A 23,437-nucleotide genomic window follows, 5' to 3' on the forward strand; every position below is an offset into this window, starting at 1 on the left:
ACGGGTTGCCCGCGCCGATGCGGGAACCAGTCCGCGACCGCGGGGCATCTGCCCGGAACATCCCCCTACCCTGCGGTAATCCTGTCTGGCAGGCTTCGGCCATGACTGCGCGCGCCGCCGACCGGGCCCGTTTCGACCGGGCCACCGCCCATCTCGACGCCCCGCTGGCGATCGTGGACCTGGACGCCTTCGACGCCAACGCGGACGACCTGGTCCGCCGGGCGGGCGGGAAGCCGGTCCGGGTGGCCAGCAAGTCCGTGCGCTGCCGTGCCCTGCTGGAACGGGTGCTGGCGAAGGACGGTTTCGCGGGCGTGATGTCGTTCACCCTCGCCGAGTCGCTGTGGCTGGCGCGTTCCGGGTTCGACGACGTGCTGCTCGCCTACCCGTCCGTCGACCGGGCCGGTTACGCGGAGCTGACGGCCGATCCGAAGCTGGCCGCCGCGGTCACCGTCATGGTCGACGACCCCGCGCAGCTCGCGCTCATCGACCGGGCGCGGGACGGCGGCCGCGAAGTGGTGCGGGTCTGCCTGGAGTTGGACACCTCGCTCCGGCTGTTCGGCGGCCGGGTGCGGGTCGGCGCCCGCCGCTCGCCGCTGCACTCCCCCGCCGAGGTCGCCGAGCTGGCGCGGTCGGTGGCCCGCCGGCCGGGCTTCGAGGTCGTCGGGATCATGGCGTACGAGGGTCATGTCGCCGGGGTGGGGGACGCGCTCGCGGGGCGGCCGGTGCGCTCGCGGGCGATCCGGCTGATGCAGGCCGCGGCCCGCCGGGAGCTGGCCGAGCGCCGGGCCGCGGTGGTGCGCGCCGTGCGGGCCGTGGTGCCGGGGCTGGAGTTCGTCAACGGCGGCGGCACGGGCAGTGTGCAGTACACGGTGGCGGAGGACGCGGTGACGGAGGTCGCGGCGGGGTCCGGGCTGTACGTGCCGCGGCTGTTCGACAACTACACCTCGTTCAGCGGGCGTCCGGCCGCGCTGTTCGCGCAGCCGGTGGTCCGGCGGCCCGGGGTGGGTGTGGTGACGGTGCTCGGCGGGGGCTATCCGGCGTCCGGCGCGGCGGGCCGGGACCGGCTGCCGGTGCCGTATCTGCCCGAGGGGCTGCGCTACGACCCGCAGGAGGGGGCCGGCGAGGTGCAGACCCCGCTGCTGGGGTCCCCGGCCGACGATCTGCTGATCGGCGACAGGGTGTGGTTCCGGCACGCCAAGGCGGGTGAGCTGTGCGAGCGGTTCGACGCGCTGCACCTGGTGGAGGGCGACCGGGTGACGGCGACCGTGCCGACGTACCGGGGCGAGGGCCGTACGTTCCTGTAGCGGCTCAGCCGGGTCCGACGCTGCTGCCCACGCCGCCGCCCGGGCCGGTGTCGCCGCGCACCCGGATGCCCTTGGTGATGCGGTCCATGTCGCCGAGCGGCGGCCCGTCCCCGCCCGCGTCGAAGACGTAGCGGACGATGACCGGGGACTCGGTGCCGACGCTGGACTGGAAGGCGAGGGACTGGACGTGACCGCCGGGCCCCTCGGCGGTCGTGACGCGCCAGCGCACGAAGTATCCGGCGCGGCCGGCCACGGCGACCGGTCCGGAGGCGACGAGCCGGCGGGAGGTGACGCCGCCGTAGGGGCGCCGGCCGAGGGCGTCGCGGTCGTAGGCCTCCTCCGCGGCGTCGGCGATGTCGCCTTCGGCGAGGGCCTTCGGGGAGGTCTCGTCGGTGGCGGAGGCGGTGCGGGAGGAGACCGTGCCGTGCCGGCACAGGCCGGTGCCGCTCGGGCAGTCGTAGGTGCCGTCGGTGGTCATCACGACGTTCTCCCGGCTGACGTGGCCGGGCCGGACCCAGCCGTCGAGCAGGGGGAACGTGATGCCGTTGAGCTGGTCCTCGACGACGGCCGGGTCGTCGGCGGAGGAGCCGGTGGGGGCGGGTGACGGGGGCGGGGTCGACCCCTGTGTGGGGAGCGTCGGCGCCAGGGTGGGTGTGGGGCTCGGCGCCGGGCCGTCACCGCCCGCGCCGTCCTCCGTCAGCAGGACCGCGCCGGTGACGACCGCCGCGACCAGGACGGCCCCCGCGACGGTGAGGGCGACGGCCCCGGAGCGCGCCGTGCCGTCGCCCGGGACGGGCGACGGCAGCGGGCCGGGGACGGACGGCTCCGGCACCGGGTGCCCGGCGGGTTCCGGGGCACGCCGGTGTTCGGTCCAGGCCGTGCCGTCCCACCAGCGCTCGGTGTGCGGGGCCGTGGGGTCGCGGTACCAGCCGGGCGGCGGTGTCATGCTCATATCCCGGCACTGTAGGCGCGGGACTACAGCGGCGTGACGTACGCCCCCGAGATCCCGCCGTCCACCAGGAAGTCGGTGGCGTTCACGAACGACGAGTCGTCGCTGGCGAGGAAGGCGACCGCGGCGGCGATCTCCTCGGCCTCGGCGAACCGGCCGAGCGGGATGTGCACCAGCCGGCGGGCGGCCCGCTCCGGGTCCTTGGCGAACAACTCCTGCAGGAGCGGGGTGTTCACCGGGCCCGGGCAGAGTGCGTTGACGCGGATGCCCTCCCGGGCGAACTGCACGCCCAGCTCCCGGGACATGGCCAGAACCCCTCCCTTGGAGGCGGTGTAGGAGATCTGGGAGGTGGCCGCGCCCATCCGGGCGACGAAGGACGCGGTGTTGATGATGGAGCCCTTCCCCTGGCGCCGCATGTAGGGGATGGCGGCCTTGCAGCACAGGTAGACGGAGGTGAGGTTGACCTCCTGGACCCGCTTCCAGGCGTCCAGGCCGGTCTCCAGGATGGAGTCGTCGTCGGGCGGGGAGATCCCGGCGTTGTTGAAGGCGACGTCGACGCTGCCGTAGGTGTCGTACGCCGTCCGGAACAGCGTCTCGACCTGCTCGGGGTCGGTGACGTCCACCTTGACGAAGATGCCGCCGGTCTCCTCGGCGGCCGCCTTGCCGCGGGCCTCGTCGATGTCGCCGCAGACGACGTGCGCGCCCTCGGAGGCGAGGCGGCGGGCGGTGGCGAGGCCGATGCCGCTGCCGGCTCCGGTGACGACGGCGGTACGGCCGACGAGCCGGCGGCAGACGGTGTCAGAGCTGTGCGAGGTCACTGTGCGGGGTCCTCCGTGCCGGTGGGGACGTTGCTGATGAAGACGTTCTTGGTCTCGGTGAAGGCGGCCAGGGCGTCGGGGCCGAGCTCGCGGCCGATGCCGGACTGCTTGAACCCGCCGAACGGCGTCCAGTAGCGGACGCTGGAGTGCGAGTTGACGGACAGGTTGCCCGCCCGGACGGCCTGGGAGACGCGCAGGGCGCGGCCCACGTCACGGGTCCAGATGGAGCCGGAGAGGCCGTAGTCGGTGGCGTTGGCCAGTGCCACGGCCTCCGCCTCGTCGTCGAAGGGGAGGACGACGGCGACGGGGCCGAAGACCTCCTCGACGGCCACGCGCGCGTGCGGGCCGACGCCGGTGAGGACGGTGGGCGGGAACCAGAAGCCGGGGCCCTCGGGGGCCTTTCCGCGGATGCCGGGGGCGTCCGGCCGGACGTAGCCGCGCACCCGCTCCAGCTGGCTGCGGGAGATCAGCGGGCCCATGTCGGTGGTCTCGTCGGCCGGGTCGCCGACGGTGACGGCCTCGATCGCGGGGGCGAGCAGTTCCAGGAAGCGGTCGTACACGGTGCGCTGGACGAGGATCCGGGTGCGGGCGCAGCAGTCCTGGCCGGAGTTGTCGAGGAAGGACATCGGGGCGGCGGCCGCGGCGGCCTCCAGGTCGGCGTCGGCGAAGACCAGGTTGGGGCTCTTGCCGCCGAGTTCCAGGGTGACCCGCTTGAGGTGGGCGGAGCCCTTGGCCAGCACCTGCCGGCCCACGGCCGTCGAGCCGGTGAAGACGATCTTCGCCACGTCCGGGTGCCCGACCAGCGCGTCGCCCGTGACGGGACCGTGGCCGGGCAGCACCTGGAAGAGGTGTTCGGGCAGGCCGGCCTCCAGGGCGAGTTCGGCGAGCCGCAGCGCGGTCAGCGGGGTGGTCTCGGCGGGTTTGAGGATCACCGCGTTCCCGGCGGCGAGGGCCGGCGCGGTGCCCCAGGCGGCGATCGGCATCGGGAAGTTCCAGGGCGCGATCACCCCGACCACGCCGAGCGGTTCGAGGATCGTCACGTCGAGGCCGCCGGGGACCGGGATCTGGCGGCCGGTGAGCCGTTCCACGCCGCCGGCCGCGTAGTCCAGCAGGTCGCGGACGTTGCCCGCCTCCCAGCGGGCGTTGCCGATGACGTGTCCGGCCTCCCGCACCTCCAGCCGGGCCAGTTCCTCCACGTGTCCGTCCACGGTGGCGGCGAACCGGCGCAGCAGCCGGGCCCGGTCGCCCGGGGACAGCGCGGCCCATGCCGACTGCGCCTGCACGGCCCGTACGACGGCCTGGTCCACGTCCTCGCGGGTGGCGGCCGGGACGGTGGCGACGACCTCCTCGGTCGCGGGGTTGAGCACCTCGAGGGTCGGGGTCACGGGTCCTCTCACATCCGTTCGAAGGAGCGGCGCAGCTCCCAGTCGGTCACGGCGGCGTCGAAGGCGGCCAGTTCGACACGCGCCATGTTGGCGTAGTGGCCGACCACGTCGGCACCGAACGCGGCCCTGGCGACGGGGCTGTTCTCCCACAGGACGGCGGCTTCCCGGAGGGTGGCGGGGACCCGCTCGTACCCGGCGGTGTAGGCGTTGCCCGTGCATGCCTCGGGCAGTTCCCGTTCCCGCTCGACGCCGTCGAGGCCCGCCGCGATCATCGCGGCGACCGCGAGGTACGGGTTGACGTCGCCGCCGGGGAGCCGGTTCTCGAAGCGCAGGGAGGGTCCGTGGCCGACGACGCGCAGGGCGCAGGTGCGGTTGTCGTGGCCCCAGGCGACGGCGGTCGGGGCGAAGGAGCCCGGCTGGAACCGCTTGTAGGAGTTGATGTGGGGGGCGTGGAGGAGGGTGAGGTCGCGCAGGGCGGTGAGCTGTCCGGCGAGGAAGTGCCGCATCAGCGGGGACATGCCGTCCGGGCCGTCCCCGGCGAAGGCGGGACGTCCTTCGGTGTCGGTCACCGACAGGTGGATGTGGCAGGAGTTGCCCTCGCGCTCGTTGTACTTCGCCATGAAGGTCAGGGACATGCCCTCCTGGGCGGCGATCTCCTTGGCGCCGGTCTTGTAGACCGCGTGCTGGTCGCAGGTGACCAGGGCCTCGTCGTAGCGGAAGACGATCTCGTGCTGGCCCGGGTTGCACTCGCCCTTCGCGGACTCGACGGTCATCCCGGCACCCGCCATCTCGTTGCGGATGCGGCGCAGCAGCGGCTCGATCCGGCCGGTGCCGAGGACGGAGTAGTCGATGTTGTACTGGTTGGCGGGGGTCAGGCCCCGGTAGTTCGCGTCCCAGGCCTGCTCGTAGGTGTCCTTGAAGACGATGAACTCCAGCTCCGTGCCGACCTGCGCGGTCAGGCCCAGCTCGGCGAGCCGGTCCAGCTGGCGGCGCAGTATCTGCCGGGGCGCGGCGGTCACCGGGGAGCCGTCCGCCCAGGCGAGGTCGGCCACGGCGAGGGCGGTGCCCGGGTTCCAGGGGACGCGGCGCAGGGTGGCCAGGTCGGGGTGCATGGCGAAGTCGCCGTAGCCGCTGTCCCAGGAGGACATGGCGTAGCCGTCGACGGGGTTCATCTCGGCGTCGACGGCGAGCAGGTAGTTGCAGCCCTCGGTGCCGTGTCTCATCACCTCGTCGAGGAAGAAGCGCGCGGCGAACCGCTTGCCCTGGAGGCGTCCCTGCATGTCGGGGAAGGCCAGGACGACGGTGTCGATCTCACCGCCCGCGACGAGGGCGTGCAGCTCCTCGGCACCGAGCGGGGGTGTGCGGTCTGCCACGGGGAGGGCCTCCTTCGGTCAGCCGGGAGCCCTAAGGTATGAGCGGGAACCATTGCTGGGAAGGGGGCACGGCCACATGCCACTGGATCCGGTGGACCCGGCCGGCGCCGGCGCCGTCCCGCCGGGCGGGGACCGGCTTGCCCCGGTGCTGCGCCCCGTGCGGGCCGGCAACGGCTTCGAGGAGGCGCTGGAGCAGATCCTCCAGGTGGTCCGGCTCGGCCTGGTGCCCGGCGGCGGGCGGCTGCCCCCCGAACGGGAGCTGGCGGAGCGGCTCGGGATCAGCCGGGTGACGCTGCGCGAGGTGCTGAAGGTCCTCCAGGACCAGGGGCTCGTGGAGTCGCGGCGCGGCCGGTACGGCGGCACGTTCGTGCGGGAGCGCGCGGACGCCGTCGGCGCGCACGAGTTGCGGCGCCGGATCGCCGGGGTCGACCTGGAGGACGTGCTGCGCTTCCGGGAGGTGCTGGAGACCGGCGCGGCCGGGCTCTGCGCCGCCCACGGCCTGACGGACGCCCAGGCGGGCCGGCTGCGCGAGGCGCTGGCCGGCACCCGGGACGCCCCGCTCGCCGGCTACCGGCGCCGGGACACCCTGCTGCACCTCACCCTCGCCGAGCTGTCCGGCTCCCCCACCCTGACCGCGCAGTACGCGGCGGTCCGGGCCACCGTGAACGACCTGCTCGACTGCATCCCGCTGCTGGTGCGCAACCTGGAGCACTCCCAGCGCCAGCACACCGCGCTGGTGGAGGCGGTGCTCGACGGGGACGCCGACGGGGCACGGGAGATCATGCGGGAGCACTGCGCGGGGACGGCGGCCCTCCTGCGCGGGTTCCTGGGCTGAACGGCTCGCCGGGTGCCCGGGGTGAGCGGCTCGCCGCGTCGCGGAACGAGCCGCTCGCCTCGCGGTCCGGGCGTGAGGGGCTCGCCTCGCGGTCCGGGCGTGAGCGGCCCCCCGCGGGGTTTCCGGGACGAGCGGCTTGCCCGCGGCCCTCACCTCCGCAAAGGTGTGCGCTGAGTCCATTGCGGGAGGTCGGATGACACACGGACGGCCGCTGATCGGCGTCAGCACCTATCTGGAGCCCCGGGTGCGCTGGGGCGTGTGGGACCTGGAGGCGGCGCTGCTGCCGGCCGGGTACCCGCGGCTGGTCCAGCGCGCGGGCGGGGTGGCCGCGCTGCTGCCGCCGGACGCGCCGGAGCACGCGACGGCGGCCGTGGCCCGGCTGGACGGACTGGTGATCGCGGGCGGCCCCGATGTGGACCCGCCGCGCTACGGCGCCGGACGCGACCCCCGCACCGGGCCTCCGGCGCACGCCCGGGACGCCTGGGAACTGGCCCTGATCCGGGCGGCCCTGGCGGCCGGGCTGCCGCTGCTCGGCATCTGCCGGGGCATGCAGCTGCTGAACGTGGCCCTGGGCGGCACCCTCACCCAGCACATCGACGGGCACGCCGAGGCCGTCGGCGTCGTCGGGCGGCACCCGGTCACGCCGGTCCCGGGCACCCGGTACGCCGCGCTCGTGCCCGAGGAGACCTCCGTACCGACGTACCACCACCAGGCCGTGGACCGCCTCGGCACCGGTCTGATCCCCTGCGCCCACGCCGCCGACGGCACGGTCGAGGCGATCGAGCTCCCCGGCGCGGGCACCTGGACGCTGGGTGTCCAGTGGCACCCGGAGATGGGTGAGGACGTCCGCGTGATGCGTGGCCTGGCCGAGGCCGCCGTGCGGCGCGGCCGTCATGCGGGCCGCCCCGCCGAAGCCGCGGTCACCGCGCCCTGACCCGAGCGCGACCCCGCACCGAGACGGCGGCGAGCACACCGTGACCCGGGCCGCCCCGCCGAGACCGCGGCGAGCGGGCCACCGTCCAGGCAGCACACCGAGCACCGAGACCGCGGCGAGCACACCGTGACCCGGGCGGGGCGGCGGCCGTCGCCGGTCCGGGACGCCCGGCCGCTACCCCTGGGTCAGTGAGAGCAGGTCGCGGGCCGGGCCCGCCGGGCGGTGACCGGCGCGCCAGACGGCTCGCAGGTCACGGCGCAGGCCGATCCGGTCGACGGGGACGCTGACCAGCCGGCGGGTGGACAGCTCCTCGCGCACGGAGAGTTCGCTGAGCACCGCGGGGCCCGCGCCGGCGACGGCGGAGGCCTTCACGGCGGTGGTGGAGGAGAGCTCGATCAGGGGGCGGGCGAGCCCGCCGAGGGCGGCGTCGAGGACCTGGCGGGTGCCGGAGCCCTTCTCACGCAGGACCAGCGGGGTGGCGGCGAGTTCCTCGGCCGGGAGGGGCTTGCCGCGGCGGGCCCAGGCGTGGCCGGGGGCCGTGACGACGATGAGCTGGTCGTGCGCGACGACCACCGAGTCCAGCCCGGCCGGTACCGTCAGCCCCTCCACGAAGCCCAGGTCGGCCTCGTGGGCGAGCAGCCGCTCGGCGACCGCCGCCGAGTTGCCCGCGAGCAGGGACACGGCCGTGTCGGGCCGCTGGGCGCGCAGGGCGAGCAGCCAGCCGGGCAGCAGGTACTCGGCGATGGTCATGCTGGCCGCCACCCGCAGTCGCGAGTCCCGCCGGTGCCGCAGCGCCTGCGCGCCGGCGTCGAACGCCTCGGCCGCCTCGACGACCCGCCGGGCCCAGTCGGTGACGAGGGCTCCCGCGTCGGTGAGCCGGGAGCCGCGCGGCGAGCGGTCGACCAGGGCCACGCCCAGCTGGCGTTCCATGGAGCGGATCCGGCTGCTGGCGGCGGGCTGGGTGATGCCGACCTCGCGGGCCGCGGCGCCGAGGCTGCCCAGCCGGGCCACGGCCAGCAGCAGCTCCAGGGCGCCGAGGTCGGGCACCCGGTGCGCCAGCGAGCCGGCCGGGACGGACGCGTCCGGCCCGTTCGGCCCTCGGGTGTCACTCGCACTGCTCATAAGGTCAGTTTATGCCCTCATAGAGACATCATCCCTGGTGGGAGCCGCCCTGGTGGGAGACGGTGGAGGCATGATCACCGCAGTCCGCCACCTCGGCCCCAACTGGTACGCCTCCGTGATGGGGACCTCCGTCGTCGGCACGGCGGGCGCCGCGCTCCCGCCGGCCGTTCCGGGACTGCGCACCGCCTGCACCGCCGTCTGGGCCGTCGCCCTGGTCCTGCTGCTGGCCCTGCTCGCCGCCCGCGCCCTGCACTGGACGCACCACCGCGACCAGGCCCGCGCCCACCTCCTCGATCCGGCCACGGCCCCCTTCCACGGCTGCCTGGCCATGGCCCTGGTGTCGGTGGGCGGCGGCACCCTGACGCTCGGCCGGGACTGGCTCGGCGGCACGGCGGCGGTCGCCCTCGGCGCGGTGCTGTTCACGGCCGGGACGGCGATCGGGCTGGCGGTCGCGGTCACGGTCCCGTACCTGATGGCGGTACGCCACCGGGTGCGGCCCGAGCAGGCGACACCCGTCTGGCTGCTGCCGCTGGTCGCCCCGATGGTGTCGGCGGCGGTCGGACCGCTCCTGGTGCCGCATCTGCCGCCGGGGCAGGCCCGCGAGACGCTGCTGTTCGCCTGCGTCGGGCTGTTCGGGCTGAGTCTCCTCGCCACCTCGCTGATGCTGCCGCTGGTCTTCGCCCGGCTGGTGACGGGAGGTCCGCTGCCGCTCGCCCTGACCCCGACCCTCTTCCTGGTGCTGGGCCCGCTGGGCCAGTCCACCACCGCGGTGGGCATGTTCGCGGACACCGCCCCGAGTGCCGTACCGCACGCGGCCGGGCCCGCCTTCACCCTGCCCGCCGTGCTGTACGGGGTGCCGGTGATGGGGTTCGCGATGCTGTGGCTGGGTCTCGCCACGGCGCACGTGGTACGGGCCCGGCGGCAGGGCATGGGCTTCACGCTGACCTGGTGGGCGTTCACCTTCCCGGTCGGCACCTGTGTCACCGGGGCGCAGTCCCTGGCCCGCCACACCGGGCTGGTCGCGTTCGACGGGCTCGCGGTGCTGCTGTACGGCGGGCTGGTCGCCGCCTGGGCCACGGCCGCCGTGCGGACGGCGGGCGGACTGCTCAGCGGACGGCTGCTCGCAGCGCCGCGCCCAGCACCCGTGGTGCTTCGGCCAGCGACGGCCCGTACCACGTCAGGTGCCGTCCGCTGACCAGTGCGCAGGGCAGTCCAGGGAAGGCCTCGGGGCCGTCGCCGGCGGCGAACCGGTAGGGCTCGTCGGGGAGCACGACCAGGTCCGGGCGGGCCGCGGTCAGCTCGCCGAGCGGGACGCGGGGGTAACGGTCGGCGTGGCCGGCGTACAGGTGGTCGACCCCGAGCCGGGCGAGCACGTCGCCCGCGAAGGTGTCCCGGCCCAGCACCATCCACGGCCGCCGCCAGACCGGCACCACGGCCGTCGTGCGCCGCTCGGGGACCGGCGGGGCCGCCCAGGCCGCCTCCGCCTCGTCCAGCCAGCGGGGCCGGCCCGGCGCACCGCACGCGGCCAGCACCCGGGCCAGCTCGCGGAAGGCCCGCGGCACGTCCCGCACCTCGGTCACCAGCACCTCGACGCCCGCCGCGCGCAGGGCGTCCAGGTCGGGGGCCCGGTTCTCCTCCTCGTTGGCGATCACCAGGTCGGGGGCGAGGGCGAGGATCCGCTCGATGGCCGGGTTCTTGGTGCCACCGACGCGGGCGACGCCGAGGCCCGCCGGATGGCTGCACCAGTCGGTGACGCCGGCCAGCGCCCCGGGCACGGTCGCGGCCACCGCCTCGGTGAGCGACGGCACCAGGGAGACGACCCGCGGTCTCACCGATGCCGGTCCTGGACAGCCTCGATGTGCTCCGCAACGGCCACGACGAGCACCCGGGTCTCGGGCACGGTGGCCCGCCAGCGGTGCCGGACACCGCCGGTGAGGTACAGGGTGTCCCCGCGGCCGAGCCGGTACGCGCGGCCCTCCGCCTCGATCTCGACGGCGCCGTCCGCGACGTACATCAACTGGTCGTTGCGGTGCTGGAACTCACGGCCCGCGTCATGGTCGCCGGTGAACTCCGAGGCGTGCATCTGGTGGTGGCCGCGGACCAGCGAGCGCACCTGCGGCAGGGGCACCGGCTCGGTCTCCTCCGCGCGGACCACGTCGACGCTGCACGCCGGGTCGGCGGCGGCGAGGAGTTCCACGGCGGTGGTGCGCAGCGCGTCGGCGACCTTCTCCAGGGAGCTGCGGCTGGGCCGCGCGCGGTCGTTCTCGACCTGGCTCAGGAAGGGCACCGACAGGCCGCTGCGCTCGGCCACGACGGCGAGGGTGAGCTCCAGGGCCCGGCGCCGCCGCCGGACGGCCGCGCCCACCCGAAGGGGCTGCTCTTTGTGGTCGCCCATCGCTCCGGCTCCCTCCTTCGCTCGTCGTGTCCCCGCTCGTCGCGCGCCTGCCGACGAGTAGTTGTCTGCACCCTACGCATGTTCGGCAAACCGATTCAGGGCCCCGTCACATCGTCGGCACACTGCGTGGGGTGGGACCTCACAGTTCGCGCCAGTGGATCAGCGGTCCGCGCGCCGCGGGAGGGCGGCCCCGGACCGGCACCGACCCTCGAACCGTACGAGCGTTCGCTCGTTCTTTTCAATGCGGGCGCGGTCCGCGATGTTCCTGGCCGCCGCCGGGTCCCGCCGGGGCATGGGCGTAGCGCTGTGTGGTTGTCCGAATCCCTCTCGTACGTCCGCCGTACACGAAAGGGGCGGGCCGCACCGCGTCGTGTGGCCCGCCCTCGCCCGGGCGGCCGGGTCCGTCAGGCCACCTCCGGGGCGGCCCCTGCCCGGGCCGCCCGGCCACGGCAAGCGGGCCGGTTCACCGGGGAGGCGCGGGACGCAACGCGTCGCCGGCGCGGACCCGCCTGTCGGTGGCGTACGGCATGATGCGAGGCGTGACCGGACGACTGATGCTCCTCGACACCGCCTCGCTCTACTTCCGCGCCTACTTCGGTGTGCCGGAGTCCGTGAAGGCCCCGGACGGCACGCCGGTGAACGCCGTGCGCGGCCTGCTGGAGTTCATCGACCGGCTGGTCAAGGACCACCGTCCCGCGCACCTGGTGGCCTGCATGGACGCCGACTGGCGCCCGAAGTGGCGGGTCGACCTGATCCCCTCCTACAAGGCGCACCGCGTCGCCGAGGAGCGCCCGGCGGGCCCGGACCAGGAGGAGGTGCCGGACACCCTGTCCCCGCAGGTCCCGGTCATCGAGGCGGTGCTCGACGCGCTCGGCATCGCCCGGGTGGGCGTCGAGGGGTACGAGGCGGACGACGTCATCGGCACCTTCACCGCCCGCGCCACCGGTCCGGTGGACATCGTCACCGGCGACCGCGACCTGTACCAGCTGGTGGACGACGCGCGCGGGGTGCGCGTGCTGTATCCGCTCAAGGGCGTCGGCACCCTGCAGATCACCGATGAGGCGTGGCTGCGCGAGAAGTACGGCGTGGACGGCGGCGGGTACGCGGACCTGGCGCTGCTGCGCGGCGACCCGAGCGACGGGCTGCCGGGCGTGGCCGGCATCGGCGAGAAGACGGCCGCCAAGCTGCTCGCCGAGTTCGGCGACCTGGCGGGGATCCTCGCGGCCGTGGAGGACCCGCGCGCCAGGCTCACGCCGGCGCAGCGCAGGCGGCTGACGGAGGCCCGGCCGTACCTGGCGGTCGCCCCGAAGGTGGTCCGGGTCGCCGGCGACGTCCCGCTGCCCGAGGTCGACACCGCCCTGCCGCGCGCCCCGCGCGACCCCGAGGCGGTCGAGGCGATCGGCGAGCGGTGGGGGCTGGGTGGTTCCCTGCGGCGCCTGCTGATGACTCTGGGCGCCTGAGGGTACCCGGTCGCTCGCCGGGACGCCGCGCCGGCGCCCGGCGCGTGCTCCCGGAGGCGACGCGCATGTGCGACCGGCATGGAGTGGTGCGGGCCGAGCGGCGGGAATGCTAACTTAGGCAAGCCTAAGTTGAGGGATCAGGGAGGCCGTCATGGCAGAACGTCCGGCCAGGAAGCCGCGGAAGGCCCACTCGGCACGGGTCGTCCGCACCGAACGGCTCACCCCGCACATGCAGCGCGTGGTGCTCGGCGGCCCCGGGCTCGCCGCCTTCACCGCGGGCACCCACACCGACCACTACGTGAAACTGCTGTTCCCGCCGGCCGAGGGCATCACCTACCCGGAGCCGTTCGACCTGGAGCGGATCCGCGAGGAACTCCCCCGCGACCAGTGGCCGGTGACCCGGACGTACACGGTGCGGGCGTGGGACCCCGAGCTGCGCGAGCTCACCCTGGACTTCGTGCTGCACGGCGACGAGGGGCTGGCCGGCCCCTGGGCGATGCGCGCCCGGCCGGGCGATACCCTCCGCTTCCTGGGCCCCGGCGGCGCCTACGCCCCCGACCCGGACGCCGACTGGCACCTCCTCGCCGGTGACGAGAGCGCGCTGCCCGCCATCGCGGCCACCCTGGAGGCACTGCCCGACGGCGCCGAGGTCCGGGCGTTCGTGGAGGTGGCCGGGCCCGTGGAGGAGCAGAAGATCGCCTGCGACGTGGACGTCGTCTGGCTGCACCGGGGCGACCGGCCGGTGGGCCAGGCCCTGGTCGAGGCCGTGCGCGCGCTGCCCTTCCCGGAGGGCCGGCGGGTGCACGCGTTCGTGCACGGCGAGGCCGCCTGTGTGAAGGAGCTGCGCCGGCTGCTGCGCGTCGAGCACCGGATCCCCCGTGAGGACCTGTCCGTCTCCGGCTACTGGCGCCTCGGCCACAACGAGGACGGCTGGCAGGCCGCCAAGCGGGAGTGGAACGCCCGGATCGAGGCGGAACAGGAGAACGTGGGCGCGTCCGCCGCGTGACCCGTTCCCCCGCCCAGCCCGCGGGCGCGGGAACCGTCCCGGCCGGAAGCGCCTACGCTGGACCGCGATGAGACGCAGGACCCCTGTTCCGCCCGCCCCGCTGCCCCAGCGCCAGGGGATCGACCCGGTGCGGGTGCGCCTGCCCGCCGAGGGGCCCTGGGCCACCGTCCGCGACCATCTGGTGGAGCGGCTGTCGGGCGCCGGGCCCGGCGTCGTCGACGAGATGTTCGACGCCGGGCGGATCGTCGGGGCGGACGGCGCCGCGGTGCCCGCCGACGCCCCGTACCGGCCCGGGATGTACGTGTGGTTCCACCGGGAGCTGCCCGTGGAGGTCCCGGTGCCGTTCCCGCTGCGGATCGTGCACCGCGACGAGCACATCGTCGTCGTCGACAAGCCGCACTTCCTGGCCACCACTCCGCGCGGCAGCCACGTCGCCGAGACCGCGCTCGCCCGGCTCCGCCGCGAGCTGGGCATCCCGACGCTCGGCGCGGCGCACCGGCTGGACCGGCTCACGGCCGGGCTGGTGCTGTTCACCGTGCGCCCGCAGGAACGGGGCGCGTACCAGACGCTGTTCCGGGACCGGCTGGTGCGCAAGGAGTACGAGGCGGTCGCGCCCTACGATCCGGCGCTCACCCTGCCGCGGACCGTGCGCAGCCGGATCGTCAAGGAACGCGGCTCGCTCACCGCCGTCGAGGTGCCGGGCGAGCCGAACGCGGTCAGCCGCGTCGAACTGCTCGAACACCGGGCCGGCCTGGGCCGGTACCGGCTGGTGCCCGGCACCGGCCAGACCCATCAGCTGCGGGTGCACATGAACGCGCTGGGGCTGCCCATCCTCGGTGACCCGCTCTATCCGGTGGTGGCCGGACCCGTCCCGGCCGGCGACTTCCGCGACCCGCTGCAACTGCTGGCGAGCAAGCTGGAGTTCACCGATCCGGTGACGGGGACGGCACACCGCTTCCGCAGCACCCGGACGCTCGCCGCCTGGCCCGGTCAGTAGCCGCGCCACCAGCGCAGGAACCGCTGCCAGGCACTGCGCTGCGCGGGACGCGGCCCGGGCTCGGGCTCGGGCTGCGACTGCGGCTGCGGCTGCGGCCCGGGCTCGGGCTCCGGCCCGGACCGCGGGGCGGGCGCGGCCGACGGGCTGGGCACCGGCTCCGCGGGCGGCGGCTCCCAGGACGGCCCCTCCAGCGGGTTCGGCGTGTGACTCGGCATCTGCTCCACGTCCTGCTGCGGACGGGTCGCGAACCGCACCGGCAGCTCCACCAGATGGCGGGAGGCGATGGACTCCCGCCACTCCAGCTCGTCCTCCTCGCAGTCGAGCCGTACGTCCGGCAGCCGTCGCAGCAGCGCGTCGACGCCGACGTCGGCGATGACCCGGCCGATGTCCTGGCCGGGGCACTCGTGCGGGCCGCCGCCGAAGGCGAGATGGGAGCGGTTGCCCCGCATGCCGGCCTTCAGGTCGGGCCGCACCCGGGGGTCGACGTTGCCGGGCGCGGGCGCGAACAGCAGCCCGTCGCCCTTGCGGATCCGCCGGCCGCCGAGTTCGGTGTCCTGCTTGGCGAAGTACGCGAAGACCGTGCTGAACGGCGGCTCGTCCCACAGCGACTGTTCCACCGCCTGCCCGACGGTCATCTGGCCGCCGTTGAGCTGAGCCCGGAACCCCGGGTGGGTGAGGACCATGCGCAGGGCGTTGGCGAGCAGGTTGGCCGTGGCCTCGTACGCCGCGATCAGCACCACCCGCAGGTGCTCCCTGACCTCGTCGTCGGTCAGCCCCCACTCGTGCGACACGAGCAGCCCGGCGATGTCCTCGCCCGGCTCGGCCCGGCGGCGGGCGGTCAGCCGGGCGAGCGCCTCCGTGATGTAGGCGTTGCTGGCGATCGCGGTCTCGGTGCCCTTGAGCATGTCGCGGGCCGCGTGCACGATCCGGTCGTCGTACTCCGTCGGCATGCCCAGGAGGTCGCACATCACCGCCATCGGCAGGTACTCGGAGTACTCGTTGACCAGGTCGGCCTCGCCCCGCTCGCAGAACTCGTTGACCAGTGCCTGGGCGTGCCGGTAGACGGCGCGGCGCAGGATCCGGTAGTTGATCGGCCGCATGGCGTGGGTGACCGCCCCGCGCAGCCGCCGGTGCTCGTCGCCCTCCGCGTGCGAGCAGATGGGCTGCCAGGCGATGTGCGGCATCAGCGGGTGGTCGGGCTTGACCCTGCCCTCCACGAGCGGGGTCCAGATCCGGCTGTCCCGGCTGAACAGCGCGGGCGTGCCCACCAGCCGCAGGTTCTCCGCGTGGCCGAGGACCACCCAGATCGGCACGTCGTCATGGAGCAGCGCGGGGGCCACCGGACCGTGCTCCTCGCGCAGGTCCTCGTACAGGGAACGCAGGTCCAGCGGCCGGGGGCCGTGGAGCCGGGTCAGCGCGCCGCCGTCGAGCCCGTGCGCGGGGCAGCCGGGAGGTGGGGCGAGGGCGAGGTCGTCCGTACCGGTGCGGGTGGGGATGTCTGACGTCACGGTGTGTCGCTCTCCAGGCGTCTTGGGCCGGCCGTCAGGAGAGCCGGCCGGTCAGGGCGAGGGTGTGCAGGAAGCGCATCAGGGTCATCAGGACGTCGCGGCTGGAGGCCCGGCGGCGGACGTCGCACTCGATGATGGGGACGTCCGCCGCCAGGTCGAGCGCCGTGCGCAGCTGCTCCAGGGGGTAACGGGGCGCGTCCGGGAAGGCGTTGACGGCGACCACGAACGGCACGCCGCGCTCCTCCAGGCGTCCCATCACATCGAAGCTGACCTCCAGGCGGCGGGTGTCGACGAGGACGACCGCGCCGAGCGCGCCCTCGAACAGGCCGTTCCACAGGAACCAGAACCGCTCCTGGCCGGGGGTGCCGAACAGGTACAGCACCAGCTTGTCGGAGACGCTGATCCGGCCGAAGTCCATCGCCACGGTGGTGGCGGACTTGGTCTCGGAGCCGAAGTCGTCGTCGACCCCGATCCCGGCCTGCGTCATGGTCTCCTCGGTGGTCAGCGGCCGGATCTCGCTGACCGACCCGACCATGGTGGTCTTGCCGACCCCGAACCCGCCCGCGATCACGAGCTTCACGGCGGCCTGGGCCGTGTGCGGCAGCCGGTCCTCGGCGCGGGGGCCGGGAACGGTGTCAGAGCCTTTGAAGTCCATGCATCACCGCTTCGAGGAGGGAACGGTCAGGGAGCGCCTGCCGGACGATCGGGGCGCGCGCCTGCACCAGTCCGGCCGCCAGCAGCTCGGCGAGCAGCACGGACACCACACTGAACGGCAGTTGGAGGTAGGCGGACAGCTCGGCGCCGGAGAGCGGGGTCTCGCACAGCCGCAGCACCGCCGCCTGCTCCGGCGGCAGGGAGCCGGGGGGTTCGGCGCGCGTCACGATCAACGTCACCAGGTCGAGGCCGGCGGCACCGTCGTTCCCCTCACCGATCAGGAACAGCCGTTCGGGGTTGCGGCCCTCGCCCTCCTTGCGCGGTGCGGGATCCGGTTCCCGTCCGGGGTGGCGCCGCCGGCGTCGCGGAGGCGTCATACGGTCTGCCCGTTCCGCCGGGGCGGACTCGTGAGGTGGGTGCCGAGCCGCACGATGAGGTCGCGCATCCGCCCGCTCATCAGCCCGGGCTCGGTGCGGATGTCGGAGAGGACGGCGATGTAGGCGTTGTCGCCGGCGTTCATCAGGTAGAAGTAGCCGCCGTCCACCTCCATCAGCAGCAGCCGCATCTCGCCCTTCTCGCTGGCCTCGATCTCGGCGGTCAGGGCGTGGGCCAGGCTCTGCATCCCGGCGCAGGCCGCGGCGACGCGGTCGGCGGCGTCCGGGTCACCGCCGTGGCGGGCGATGCGCAGCCCGTCGGCGGACAGCACGACGATCATCTCGATGCCGAGGGTGCCGTCGACGAGATCGCGGAGCATCCAGTCGATGTTGCCTCGCTGCTGAATCACGTGGGGTCCCCCTCGTCGCCGGCCCCGTCACGGGCCGTCTCACTCCGGTTCGGCTGGTTTTCCTTGAGCAGGTGCTGGTAGGCGGCGGGGTTGCGGGTGAACCCGGTGGGGTCACCCGGGTTGTCCTTCTTCAGCCCCTCGTAGAAGGCCTCGACCCACATGCCCGGCAGGGGCCGCTCCTCCTTCTCCGGCTCCGGTTCGGGCTCCGGCTCCGGTGCGGGCTCCGCCTCCGGCTCCGGTTCGGGGTCGGGCGTCAGCCACGGGTTGTCCCTGATCCGGTGGGCGTTCGCGGCGCGCTCGGCCGCCTCCTTCACGGCCTGGTCCCAGGCCGCCTCGTCGATCAGCTGCTGGGTGAGCGAGGTCTTCACCCGGCTGCGGCGCTGCGGCAGGCCGTTCTCCGTCCACTCGGTGACCACGGGGACGTCGTCCTCCATGGACACCGTGGCGGGGATCTTCGGGTTGGTGGGGCGACGGACCTTGGGCTTGCGCTTGGGTCCCTCGACCGAGCCGGGCGGGCGCGGGGCCACGGACTGGGCGCCGATCCCGTGCGGCACGAAGCCGAGCACGCCGGGCTCGTCGGTCATCATGATCCGCGGCACCACGAGCACCGCCCGCAGACCGCCGTACGCCGAGGAGCGCAGCGAGATCTGCATGTCGTACTGCCTGCACAGCCGGCCGACGACGGCGAAGCCCAGCCGCGGCACGTCCTCGATGACCTCCAGGTCGGTGCCTTCCGCGGCCATGGCCATCAGTTCCTCGAGGCGCTCGCGGGATTCCTCGTTGAGCGGGGGGCCGCAGTCCTCGATCTCGATGGCGACGCCGTACTGCACCTCGTGCGCGGAGACGTGCACCTGGGTCTGCGGCGGCGAGTAACGGGTGGCGTTGTCGAGGAGTTCGGCGCAGGCGTGGATGACCGGCTCGACCGAGATGCCCCTGATGTTGACCTTGGCGATGGCCTCCAGCTCGATGCGCTTGTACTCGAGGATCCGGGACATGGCGCCGCGCAGCACGCTGTACAGCGCCACGGGCAGCGGCCACTGACGGCCCGGCCGGCCGCCGCCGAGGACGGACACCGAGTCGGCGAGCCGGCCGATCAGGGCGTTGCCGTGGTCGATGCGCAGCAGGTCCTGGAAGACCTCGTGGTTGCGGCCGTGGTCCTCCTCCATCTCGCGGAGTTCCTTGGCCTGCTGGTGGACGATGGCCTGCACCCGCTGGGCGACGTGGACGAAGGACTGCTGGGCACCCGAGCGCTGGGTGACCTCGCTCTCCACCGCCTTCAGCACCGCCTGCAGCAGGTCGGTGTGCGGTCTGCGCAGGTCGCGGCAGGCGGGCTCGGTCCTGACCAGGCGTTCCAGCACCTCCCGGGTCGGGAGGCCGCCGCGCAGCAGCCGGATCGAGCGGGGCAGTGCCTCCTTGGTCATGCGGCCGATGAGCTGGTCCTGTTCGGCGAGGAGCTGCTCCAGGTACGCGCCGCGCCGGGCCTGTTCGGCCTGCCGGCGGTGGAAGGCGCGGTCGCGCCGGGCGGCTTCGGCGGCCGTCACGAGGACCAGCAGGGTGGCGATGCCGCCGACCAGTCCGACCGCGAGCCGGGCGGGGTGCGCCACCACGGCGACGGCGGCCCCGGTCGCCGCCGCCATGACTATGGCCGGCGGCAACAGCACACGGCCGTAAGGGAGTTCGCGTGGACCGGGCGGGGTCTGAACACTCACCATGTGGGGCCTTCGAAGCGAATCGGCGGGGAGTCGGGCGAGCTTGCGAGGGGAAGAGTCATGGAAATGTCCGGCTGTTCGGGACGATGGGGAACAAGCGCACGAATCCAGTGCAACTCGGTGCGCCGCGGGCGAGCCTAGTCCGGCCGGATCATCGCCGTGTCATATTCGGCGACCGCCTGAAACGGGCCGCGGTCACGGGGTACGCTCGGCTCCATTTGCACGGACCGAGATCATCCGAGCACACCACGTCACATCGCGCGGGCACACGAAAGCCGTCCACCCGAAGGGGTGAACGGCTCATGTGCCGGAGCGACAACCGGGTCGAGAGGCGCGGGCCGTGTCGCGACGCAGCCCCGCCGCGCGGACGGCGGCGGCCGGGCGCTTCCCGCCCGCGCCCGGGGCGGTCAGCCCACCGACGAGTAGGCGACAACCCCTCGCAGCAGCCCCTCGACCGCCTTGCGCGCGGCCTTGGGCACGGTGGACCCCTCCGCGGGCGCCGCCGCCTGGATCTGCCCCAGCACGTCGATCACCTGCTTGCACCACCGCACGAAGTCCCCGGCCGGCATCTCCGCCTCGCGCAGCACCTCGTCGAGGCCCTTGCCGGAGGCCCACATGTACGCGGCCCAGGCGAACCCGAGATCGGGCTCGCGCTGCCCGACGCCCTCGGTCTGGCTGATGCGGTAGTCCTCCTCCAGGGCGTCCAGCCGTCCCCAGATCCGCACCATCTCGCCGAGCGCGGCCTTCGCGTTGCCGGACGGCAGCTTCGGCGCGAGCGCGTCGTCGCCGACCCGCGCCTCGTACACCAACGCCGAGACGCACGCGGCGAGTTCCGCCGGGCCCAGGCCCTCCCAGACGCCGGCCCGCAGGCACTCGCTGGCCAGCAGGTCGAGTTCACCGTAGAGCCGGGCGAGCCGCCTGCCGTGCTCGGTGACCTCGTCGTCGCGCAGGTAGTCGAGCTCGGTCAGCAGCGCCACGATCCGGTCGAAGGTGCGCGCGATGGTGTTCGTCCGCCCCTCGATGCGGCGTTCCAGCTGCTTGGTGTCCCGCAGCAGCCGGTGGTACCGCTCGGCCCAGCGGGCGTGGTCCTCGCGGTCGTTGCAGCCGTGGCACGGGTGCGCCCGCAGGGCCGCCCGCAGCCGGGCGATCTCCCGGTCGTCGGCGGCCTCGGAGCGCCGCTTGCGGTGCCGCTCGGGCGTAATGTGCCCGGCCTTGGTGCGCAGCGCGGACGCCAGGTCCCGGCGGGACTGCGGGGAGCGGGGGTTGAAGGACTTCGGGATGCGCATCCGCTCCAGCGGCTCCACCGGGACCGGGAAGTCGATCGCCGCCAGCCGCTTGACCTGCCGCTCGGCGGTGAGCACCAGCGGGCGCGGCCCGTCGTGGTGCTCCAGTCCGCGGTGGCCGTTGGAGCGCCCGGCGGGCAGGCCCGGGTCGAGCACCAGCGCCAGCCCGGCGTACTTGCCGGTCGGCACGTGGATGACGTCACCGGGCTTCAGCCGCTCCAGCGCCACGGCGGCCTCGGCCCGCCGCTGCGACGCGCCCTGCCGCGCCAGCTCGGTCTCGCGGTCCTTCAGCTCGCGCCGCAGTCGCGCGTACTCCTCGAAGTCGCCGAGGTGGCAGGTCATGGAGCTCTTGTAGCCCTCCAGGCCCTCCTCGTTGCGCTGCACCTGACGGGAGATGCCGACGACCGACTTGTCGGCCTGGAACTGGGCGAACGAGGTCTCCAGCAGCTCACGCGAGCGGTGCCGCCCGAACTGCTCGACCAGGTTGACCGCCATGTTGTACGACGGCTTGAAGCTGGAGCGCAGCGGATAGGTGCGGGTGCCCGCGAGTCCGGCCAGGTGCTCGGGGCTCATCCCGCGCTGCCACAGCACCACGGCGTGGCCCTCGACGTCGATGCCGCGCCGTCCGGCCCGGCCGGTCAGCTGGGTGTACTCACCGGGGGTGATGTCGGCGTGCTGCTCGCCGTTCCACTTGACCAGCTTCTCCAGCACCACCGAGCGGGCCGGCATGTTGATGCCCAGCGCCAGCGTCTCGGTGGCGAAGACCGCCTTCACCAGCCCGCGGACGAACAGCTCCTCGACGACCTCCTTGAAGGTCGGCAGCATGCCCGCGTGGTGGGCGGCGATCCCGCGCTCCAGGCCCTCCAGCCACTCGTAGTAGCCGAGCACGTGCAGGTCCTCGCGCGGGATGGAGGCGGTGCGCTCCTCCACGAGCGCCCGCACCCGGTGGCGCGCCTCCTCGTCGTTGAGCCGCAGTCCCGCGTACAGGCACTGCTGGACGGCGGCCTCGCAGGCGGCGCGGCTGAAGATGAAGGTGATCGCGGGGAGCAGCCCCTCGGCGTCCAGCCGCTCGATCACCTCGGGACGGCTCGGCGTCCAGACGCGCGAGCGCTGGCGGCGCTCCCGCTCCCGGTCGGCCTCGCGCATCGCCCGGCCGCGCCGGCGGTCCGGGAAGGACGGCCGGCTCGCCTCCATGCGCGCCATGCGGGTGAGGTCGGGGTTGACGGCCTTCTTGTGGCCCTCGCCCTCCTCGAACAGGTCGTACATCCGCCGCCCGGCGAGCACGTGCTGGAACAGCGGCACGGGCCGGTGCTCGGAGACGATCACCTCGGTGTCGCCGCGCACGGTGTCCAGCCAGTCGCCGAACTCCTCCGCGTTGGAGACGGTCGCCGACAGCGACACCAGCGTCACGGACTCGGGCAGGTGGATGATCACCTCTTCCCAGACCGCGCCGCGGAAGCGGTCGGAGAGGTAGTGCACCTCGTCCATGACCACGTAGCCGAGGCCCAGGAGGGTCTGCGAGCCCGCGTACAGCATGTTCCGCAGCACCTCGGTGGTCATCACGACCACCGGGGCGTCGGAGTTGACGCTGTTGTCGCCGGTCAGCAGGCCGACCTTCGCGGTGCCGTAACGTCGGCACAGGTCGTTGTACTTCTGGTTCGACAGCGCCTTGATGGGGGTCGTGTAGAAGCACTTCTTGCCCTGCTGGAGGGCGAGGTGGACGGCGAACTCGCCCACGATCGTCTTGCCGGAGCCGGTGGGTGCCGCGACCAGCACGCCCTTTCCCGCCTCCAGGGCCCGGCACGCCTCGATCTGGAAGGGGTCGAGGCCGAAGTCGTACATCTCGCGGAAGGACGCGAGCGCGGTGGCCTGCTCGGCTGCCCGCCTGCGGGCTGCCGCGTACCGCTCGGCCGGTGAGAGGTCCTGTGTCATCGTGCTTTCGAGCGTACCGGGCCGCACTGACAACAGGACGATCATTATCCGGAGCCGATCCTGTGAATTCGGTGATACCCCCAGCTCAGGGGCCCACCACCCGGACCGCGGCGGGAACGCAGCGCGCGGTCAGCGGCAGCGCTCCCAGCGGTTCGCCGTCCGCGTAGCCGGTGATGCCCTCCGCCGCGATCTCGACCTTCGCCGCCCGGTGCACGGTGACCTTGGGGTGGTCGACGTGCCCGCCCCGGTACACGGCCGGGAAGACCCGCAGCAGCGTCCGCCGGGAGCAGTCCCCGACGACGGTGACGTCGAAGAGCCCGTCGGTCAGGTCCGCCCCGGGACAGATGCGCATCCCGCCCCCGTAGGAGGATCCGTTGCCGACCGCCACCAGCGTCGCCTCGACCTCGTGCACGGCGCCGTCGTCGAAGGTGATCCGGTACGGGAACGGCCGGAACGCGGCCAGCTCGGCGAGCATCGCCAGGTCGTACTTGAGGCGGCCCGCGGGCCGGCGCATCCGGTTGCCCCGGTCGTTGACCCGGGAGTCGAAGCCGGAGGCGAGGACGGTGCCGAACCAGCGGTCCCCGACCCGGCCGAGGTCGATGTCGCGCAGCCGGCCGCCCTTGAGCGCGTCGGCGATCAGCCGGCCGGCGGCGGCCGGGCTGCGCACGGGCAGGCCGAGGGCGCGGGCGAAGTCGTCCCCGGTGCCGACGGCGACCAGGCCGAGCGGGGTGCCGGTGCCGGCGACGGCCTGGAGCGCCAGGCCCGCCATGCCGTCCCCGCCGACGGCGATCAGCGCGCCGGTGCCCGCGGCGACGGCGGCACGCGCACGACTGAGGGCGTCCTCGGCGTTCTCGCCGAGGACCGTCCGTACCGAGAAGCCGGCCTCCCGCAACGCGGAAGCGGCCGGCTGCGCCGCGCGGGCGCCCCGGCCGCGGCCCGCGGTGGGATTGACGAAGAGAGTGATCTCACAGGTCACGAAGCGACCCTAT

General features: G+C 74.0%; 21 protein-coding genes. 7 read left to right on the forward strand and 14 right to left on the reverse strand.

Annotation, left to right across the window (positions count from 1 at the left end; translation table 11 throughout):
* The first annotated feature begins 101 nt into the window (after positions 1–101).
* The gene (locus SGLAU_RS06535) at positions 102–1,304 is read left to right on the forward strand and encodes an amino acid deaminase/aldolase (RefSeq protein WP_043499171.1); all 1,203 of its coding nucleotides are present in this window, start codon (positions 102–104) and stop codon (positions 1,302–1,304) included.
* Between the two features lie 4 nt (positions 1,305–1,308).
* On the opposite strand, the gene SGLAU_RS06540 is transcribed toward SGLAU_RS06535, so the two are convergent.
* Genes SGLAU_RS06540 through SGLAU_RS06555 form a run of 4 tightly spaced genes read right to left on the reverse strand, consistent with a single transcriptional unit; the run spans position 1,309 to position 5,829 of the window.
* Positions 1,309–2,250: a DUF2510 domain-containing protein gene (locus SGLAU_RS06540; protein WP_043499173.1), complete on the reverse strand. Its 942-nt coding sequence runs from the start codon at positions 2,248–2,250 to the stop codon at positions 1,309–1,311.
* Positions 2,251–2,279: 29 nt separating this feature from the next.
* Positions 2,280–3,071, reverse strand: a complete 792-nt coding sequence (locus tag SGLAU_RS06545) for a 3-oxoacyl-ACP reductase (protein WP_043499175.1) — start codon at positions 3,069–3,071, stop codon at positions 2,280–2,282.
* Positions 3,068–4,456 carry an aldehyde dehydrogenase family protein gene (locus SGLAU_RS06550; RefSeq protein WP_244315183.1) on the reverse strand — a complete coding sequence of 463 codons (1,389 nt, stop codon included), beginning with the start codon at positions 4,454–4,456 and terminating at the stop codon, positions 3,068–3,070. The genes SGLAU_RS06545 and SGLAU_RS06550 overlap by 4 nt, the downstream gene beginning before the upstream one ends.
* 8 nt (positions 4,457–4,464) lie before the next feature.
* Complete coding sequence (locus tag SGLAU_RS06555; RefSeq protein WP_043499179.1) at positions 4,465–5,829, reverse strand: glutamine synthetase family protein; 1,365 nt, start codon at positions 5,827–5,829, stop codon at positions 4,465–4,467.
* Between the two features lie 76 nt (positions 5,830–5,905).
* Here SGLAU_RS06555 and SGLAU_RS06560 point away from each other — a divergent pair, with 76 nt between their 5' ends.
* Both SGLAU_RS06560 and SGLAU_RS06565 read left to right on the forward strand, forming a co-directional pair.
* Positions 5,906–6,664, forward strand: coding sequence for a FadR/GntR family transcriptional regulator (locus SGLAU_RS06560; RefSeq protein WP_052413646.1), 759 nt, complete (start codon positions 5,906–5,908; stop codon positions 6,662–6,664).
* A 193-nt stretch (positions 6,665–6,857) separates the two neighbouring features.
* The gene (locus SGLAU_RS06565; protein WP_052413647.1) at positions 6,858–7,598 is read left to right on the forward strand and encodes a gamma-glutamyl-gamma-aminobutyrate hydrolase family protein; all 741 of its coding nucleotides are present in this window, start codon (positions 6,858–6,860) and stop codon (positions 7,596–7,598) included.
* Positions 7,599–7,772: 174 nt separating this feature from the next.
* Here SGLAU_RS06565 and SGLAU_RS06570 read toward each other — a convergent pair whose 3' ends face one another.
* Entirely contained in the window at positions 7,773–8,720 is a 948-nt protein-coding gene (locus tag SGLAU_RS06570) for a LysR family transcriptional regulator (RefSeq protein ID WP_043499181.1), read from the reverse strand.
* Positions 8,721–8,790: 70 nt separating this feature from the next.
* Between SGLAU_RS06570 and SGLAU_RS06575 the strand changes: the two genes are divergently transcribed.
* A complete protein-coding gene (locus SGLAU_RS06575; RefSeq protein ID WP_043499182.1) occupies positions 8,791–9,915 on the forward strand; it encodes a TDT family transporter in 1,125 nt (374 codons plus the stop codon).
* Here the strand turns inward: SGLAU_RS06575 and SGLAU_RS06580 are convergent.
* Both SGLAU_RS06580 and SGLAU_RS06585 read right to left on the reverse strand, forming a co-directional pair.
* On the reverse strand, positions 9,827–10,552 hold the full coding sequence (locus tag SGLAU_RS06580; RefSeq protein ID WP_043499185.1) for a helical backbone metal receptor: 726 nt from the start codon (positions 10,550–10,552) through the stop codon (positions 9,827–9,829). The two genes, SGLAU_RS06575 and SGLAU_RS06580, sit on opposite strands and share 89 nt — an antisense overlap.
* Positions 10,549–11,115 (reverse strand): helix-turn-helix domain-containing protein, encoded by a 567-nt coding sequence (locus tag SGLAU_RS06585; protein ID WP_043499186.1) that lies wholly within the window; start codon positions 11,113–11,115, stop codon positions 10,549–10,551. The genes SGLAU_RS06580 and SGLAU_RS06585 overlap by 4 nt, the downstream gene beginning before the upstream one ends.
* 530 nt (positions 11,116–11,645) lie before the next feature.
* Between SGLAU_RS06585 and SGLAU_RS06590 the strand changes: the two genes are divergently transcribed.
* From SGLAU_RS06590 to SGLAU_RS06600, 3 genes are all read left to right on the forward strand, one after another.
* Positions 11,646–12,575, forward strand: coding sequence for a 5'-3' exonuclease (locus tag SGLAU_RS06590; protein WP_244315321.1), 930 nt, complete (start codon positions 11,646–11,648; stop codon positions 12,573–12,575).
* 151 nt (positions 12,576–12,726) lie between these two features.
* Positions 12,727–13,581, forward strand: a complete 855-nt coding sequence (locus tag SGLAU_RS06595; RefSeq protein ID WP_043499188.1) for a siderophore-interacting protein — start codon at positions 12,727–12,729, stop codon at positions 13,579–13,581.
* A gap of 67 nt (positions 13,582–13,648) precedes the next feature.
* Positions 13,649–14,578, forward strand: coding sequence for an RluA family pseudouridine synthase (locus SGLAU_RS06600; RefSeq protein WP_043499189.1), 930 nt, complete (start codon positions 13,649–13,651; stop codon positions 14,576–14,578).
* Here SGLAU_RS06600 and SGLAU_RS06605 read toward each other — a convergent pair.
* The 7 genes from SGLAU_RS06605 to SGLAU_RS06635 form a co-directional block, all read right to left on the reverse strand.
* Positions 14,572–16,086: a cytochrome P450 gene (locus SGLAU_RS06605; protein WP_043499191.1), complete on the reverse strand. Its 1,515-nt coding sequence runs from the start codon at positions 16,084–16,086 to the stop codon at positions 14,572–14,574. The genes SGLAU_RS06600 and SGLAU_RS06605 overlap by 7 nt on opposite strands.
* A gap of 34 nt (positions 16,087–16,120) precedes the next feature.
* A complete protein-coding gene (locus SGLAU_RS06610) occupies positions 16,121–16,741 on the reverse strand; it encodes a GTP-binding protein (protein WP_043499193.1) in 621 nt (206 codons plus the stop codon).
* Entirely contained in the window at positions 16,722–17,117 is a 396-nt protein-coding gene (locus tag SGLAU_RS06615) for a DUF742 domain-containing protein (protein ID WP_043499195.1), read from the reverse strand. The genes SGLAU_RS06610 and SGLAU_RS06615 overlap by 20 nt, the downstream gene beginning before the upstream one ends.
* Complete coding sequence (locus tag SGLAU_RS06620; RefSeq protein ID WP_043499197.1) at positions 17,114–17,524, reverse strand: roadblock/LC7 domain-containing protein; 411 nt, start codon at positions 17,522–17,524, stop codon at positions 17,114–17,116. Before SGLAU_RS06620 ends, SGLAU_RS06615 begins: the two co-directional genes overlap by 4 nt.
* Entirely contained in the window at positions 17,521–19,236 is a 1,716-nt protein-coding gene (locus tag SGLAU_RS35195) for an ATP-binding protein (RefSeq protein WP_159072768.1), read from the reverse strand. Before SGLAU_RS35195 ends, SGLAU_RS06620 begins: the two co-directional genes overlap by 4 nt.
* A gap of 404 nt (positions 19,237–19,640) precedes the next feature.
* Complete coding sequence (locus SGLAU_RS06630) at positions 19,641–22,493, reverse strand: DEAD/DEAH box helicase (protein WP_043499199.1); 2,853 nt, start codon at positions 22,491–22,493, stop codon at positions 19,641–19,643.
* Between the two features lie 40 nt (positions 22,494–22,533).
* A complete protein-coding gene (locus SGLAU_RS06635) occupies positions 22,534–23,424 on the reverse strand; it encodes a diacylglycerol kinase (RefSeq protein ID WP_043499202.1) in 891 nt (296 codons plus the stop codon).
* Positions 23,425–23,437: the final 13 nt, after the last annotated feature.

It is taken from the genome of Streptomyces glaucescens (assembly GCF_000761215.1).
Classification (GTDB): Bacteria; Actinomycetota; Actinomycetes; order Streptomycetales; family Streptomycetaceae; genus Streptomyces; species Streptomyces glaucescens_B.

What these genes read in the sequence shown, in the direction of transcription:
- SGLAU_RS06610 (WP_043499193.1), bottom strand. Translation starts at nt 16,741, where the DNA reads ATGGACTTCAAAGGCTCTGACACCGTTCCCGGCCCCCGCGCCGAGGAC.
- SGLAU_RS06600 (WP_043499189.1), top strand. Translation starts at nt 13,649, where the DNA reads ATGAGACGCAGGACCCCTGTTCCGCCCGCCCCGCTGCCCCAGCGCCAG.
- SGLAU_RS06540 (WP_043499173.1), bottom strand. Translation starts at nt 2,250, where the DNA reads ATGACACCGCCGCCCGGCTGGTACCGCGACCCCACGGCCCCGCACACC.
- SGLAU_RS06590 (WP_244315321.1), top strand. Translation starts at nt 11,646, where the DNA reads ATGCGAGGCGTGACCGGACGACTGATGCTCCTCGACACCGCCTCGCTC.
- SGLAU_RS06560 (WP_052413646.1), top strand. Translation starts at nt 5,906, where the DNA reads ATGCCACTGGATCCGGTGGACCCGGCCGGCGCCGGCGCCGTCCCGCCG.
- SGLAU_RS06615 (WP_043499195.1), bottom strand. Translation starts at nt 17,117, where the DNA reads ATGACGCCTCCGCGACGCCGGCGGCGCCACCCCGGACGGGAACCGGAT.
- SGLAU_RS06535 (WP_043499171.1), top strand. Translation starts at nt 102, where the DNA reads ATGACTGCGCGCGCCGCCGACCGGGCCCGTTTCGACCGGGCCACCGCC.
- SGLAU_RS35195 (WP_159072768.1), bottom strand. Translation starts at nt 19,236, where the DNA reads ATGGTGAGTGTTCAGACCCCGCCCGGTCCACGCGAACTCCCTTACGGC.
- SGLAU_RS06565 (WP_052413647.1), top strand. Translation starts at nt 6,858, where the DNA reads ATGACACACGGACGGCCGCTGATCGGCGTCAGCACCTATCTGGAGCCC.
- SGLAU_RS06570 (WP_043499181.1), bottom strand. Translation starts at nt 8,720, where the DNA reads ATGAGCAGTGCGAGTGACACCCGAGGGCCGAACGGGCCGGACGCGTCC.
- SGLAU_RS06595 (WP_043499188.1), top strand. Translation starts at nt 12,727, where the DNA reads ATGGCAGAACGTCCGGCCAGGAAGCCGCGGAAGGCCCACTCGGCACGG.
- SGLAU_RS06575 (WP_043499182.1), top strand. Translation starts at nt 8,791, where the DNA reads ATGATCACCGCAGTCCGCCACCTCGGCCCCAACTGGTACGCCTCCGTG.
- SGLAU_RS06630 (WP_043499199.1), bottom strand. Translation starts at nt 22,493, where the DNA reads ATGATCGTCCTGTTGTCAGTGCGGCCCGGTACGCTCGAAAGCACGATG.
- SGLAU_RS06585 (WP_043499186.1), bottom strand. Translation starts at nt 11,115, where the DNA reads ATGGGCGACCACAAAGAGCAGCCCCTTCGGGTGGGCGCGGCCGTCCGG.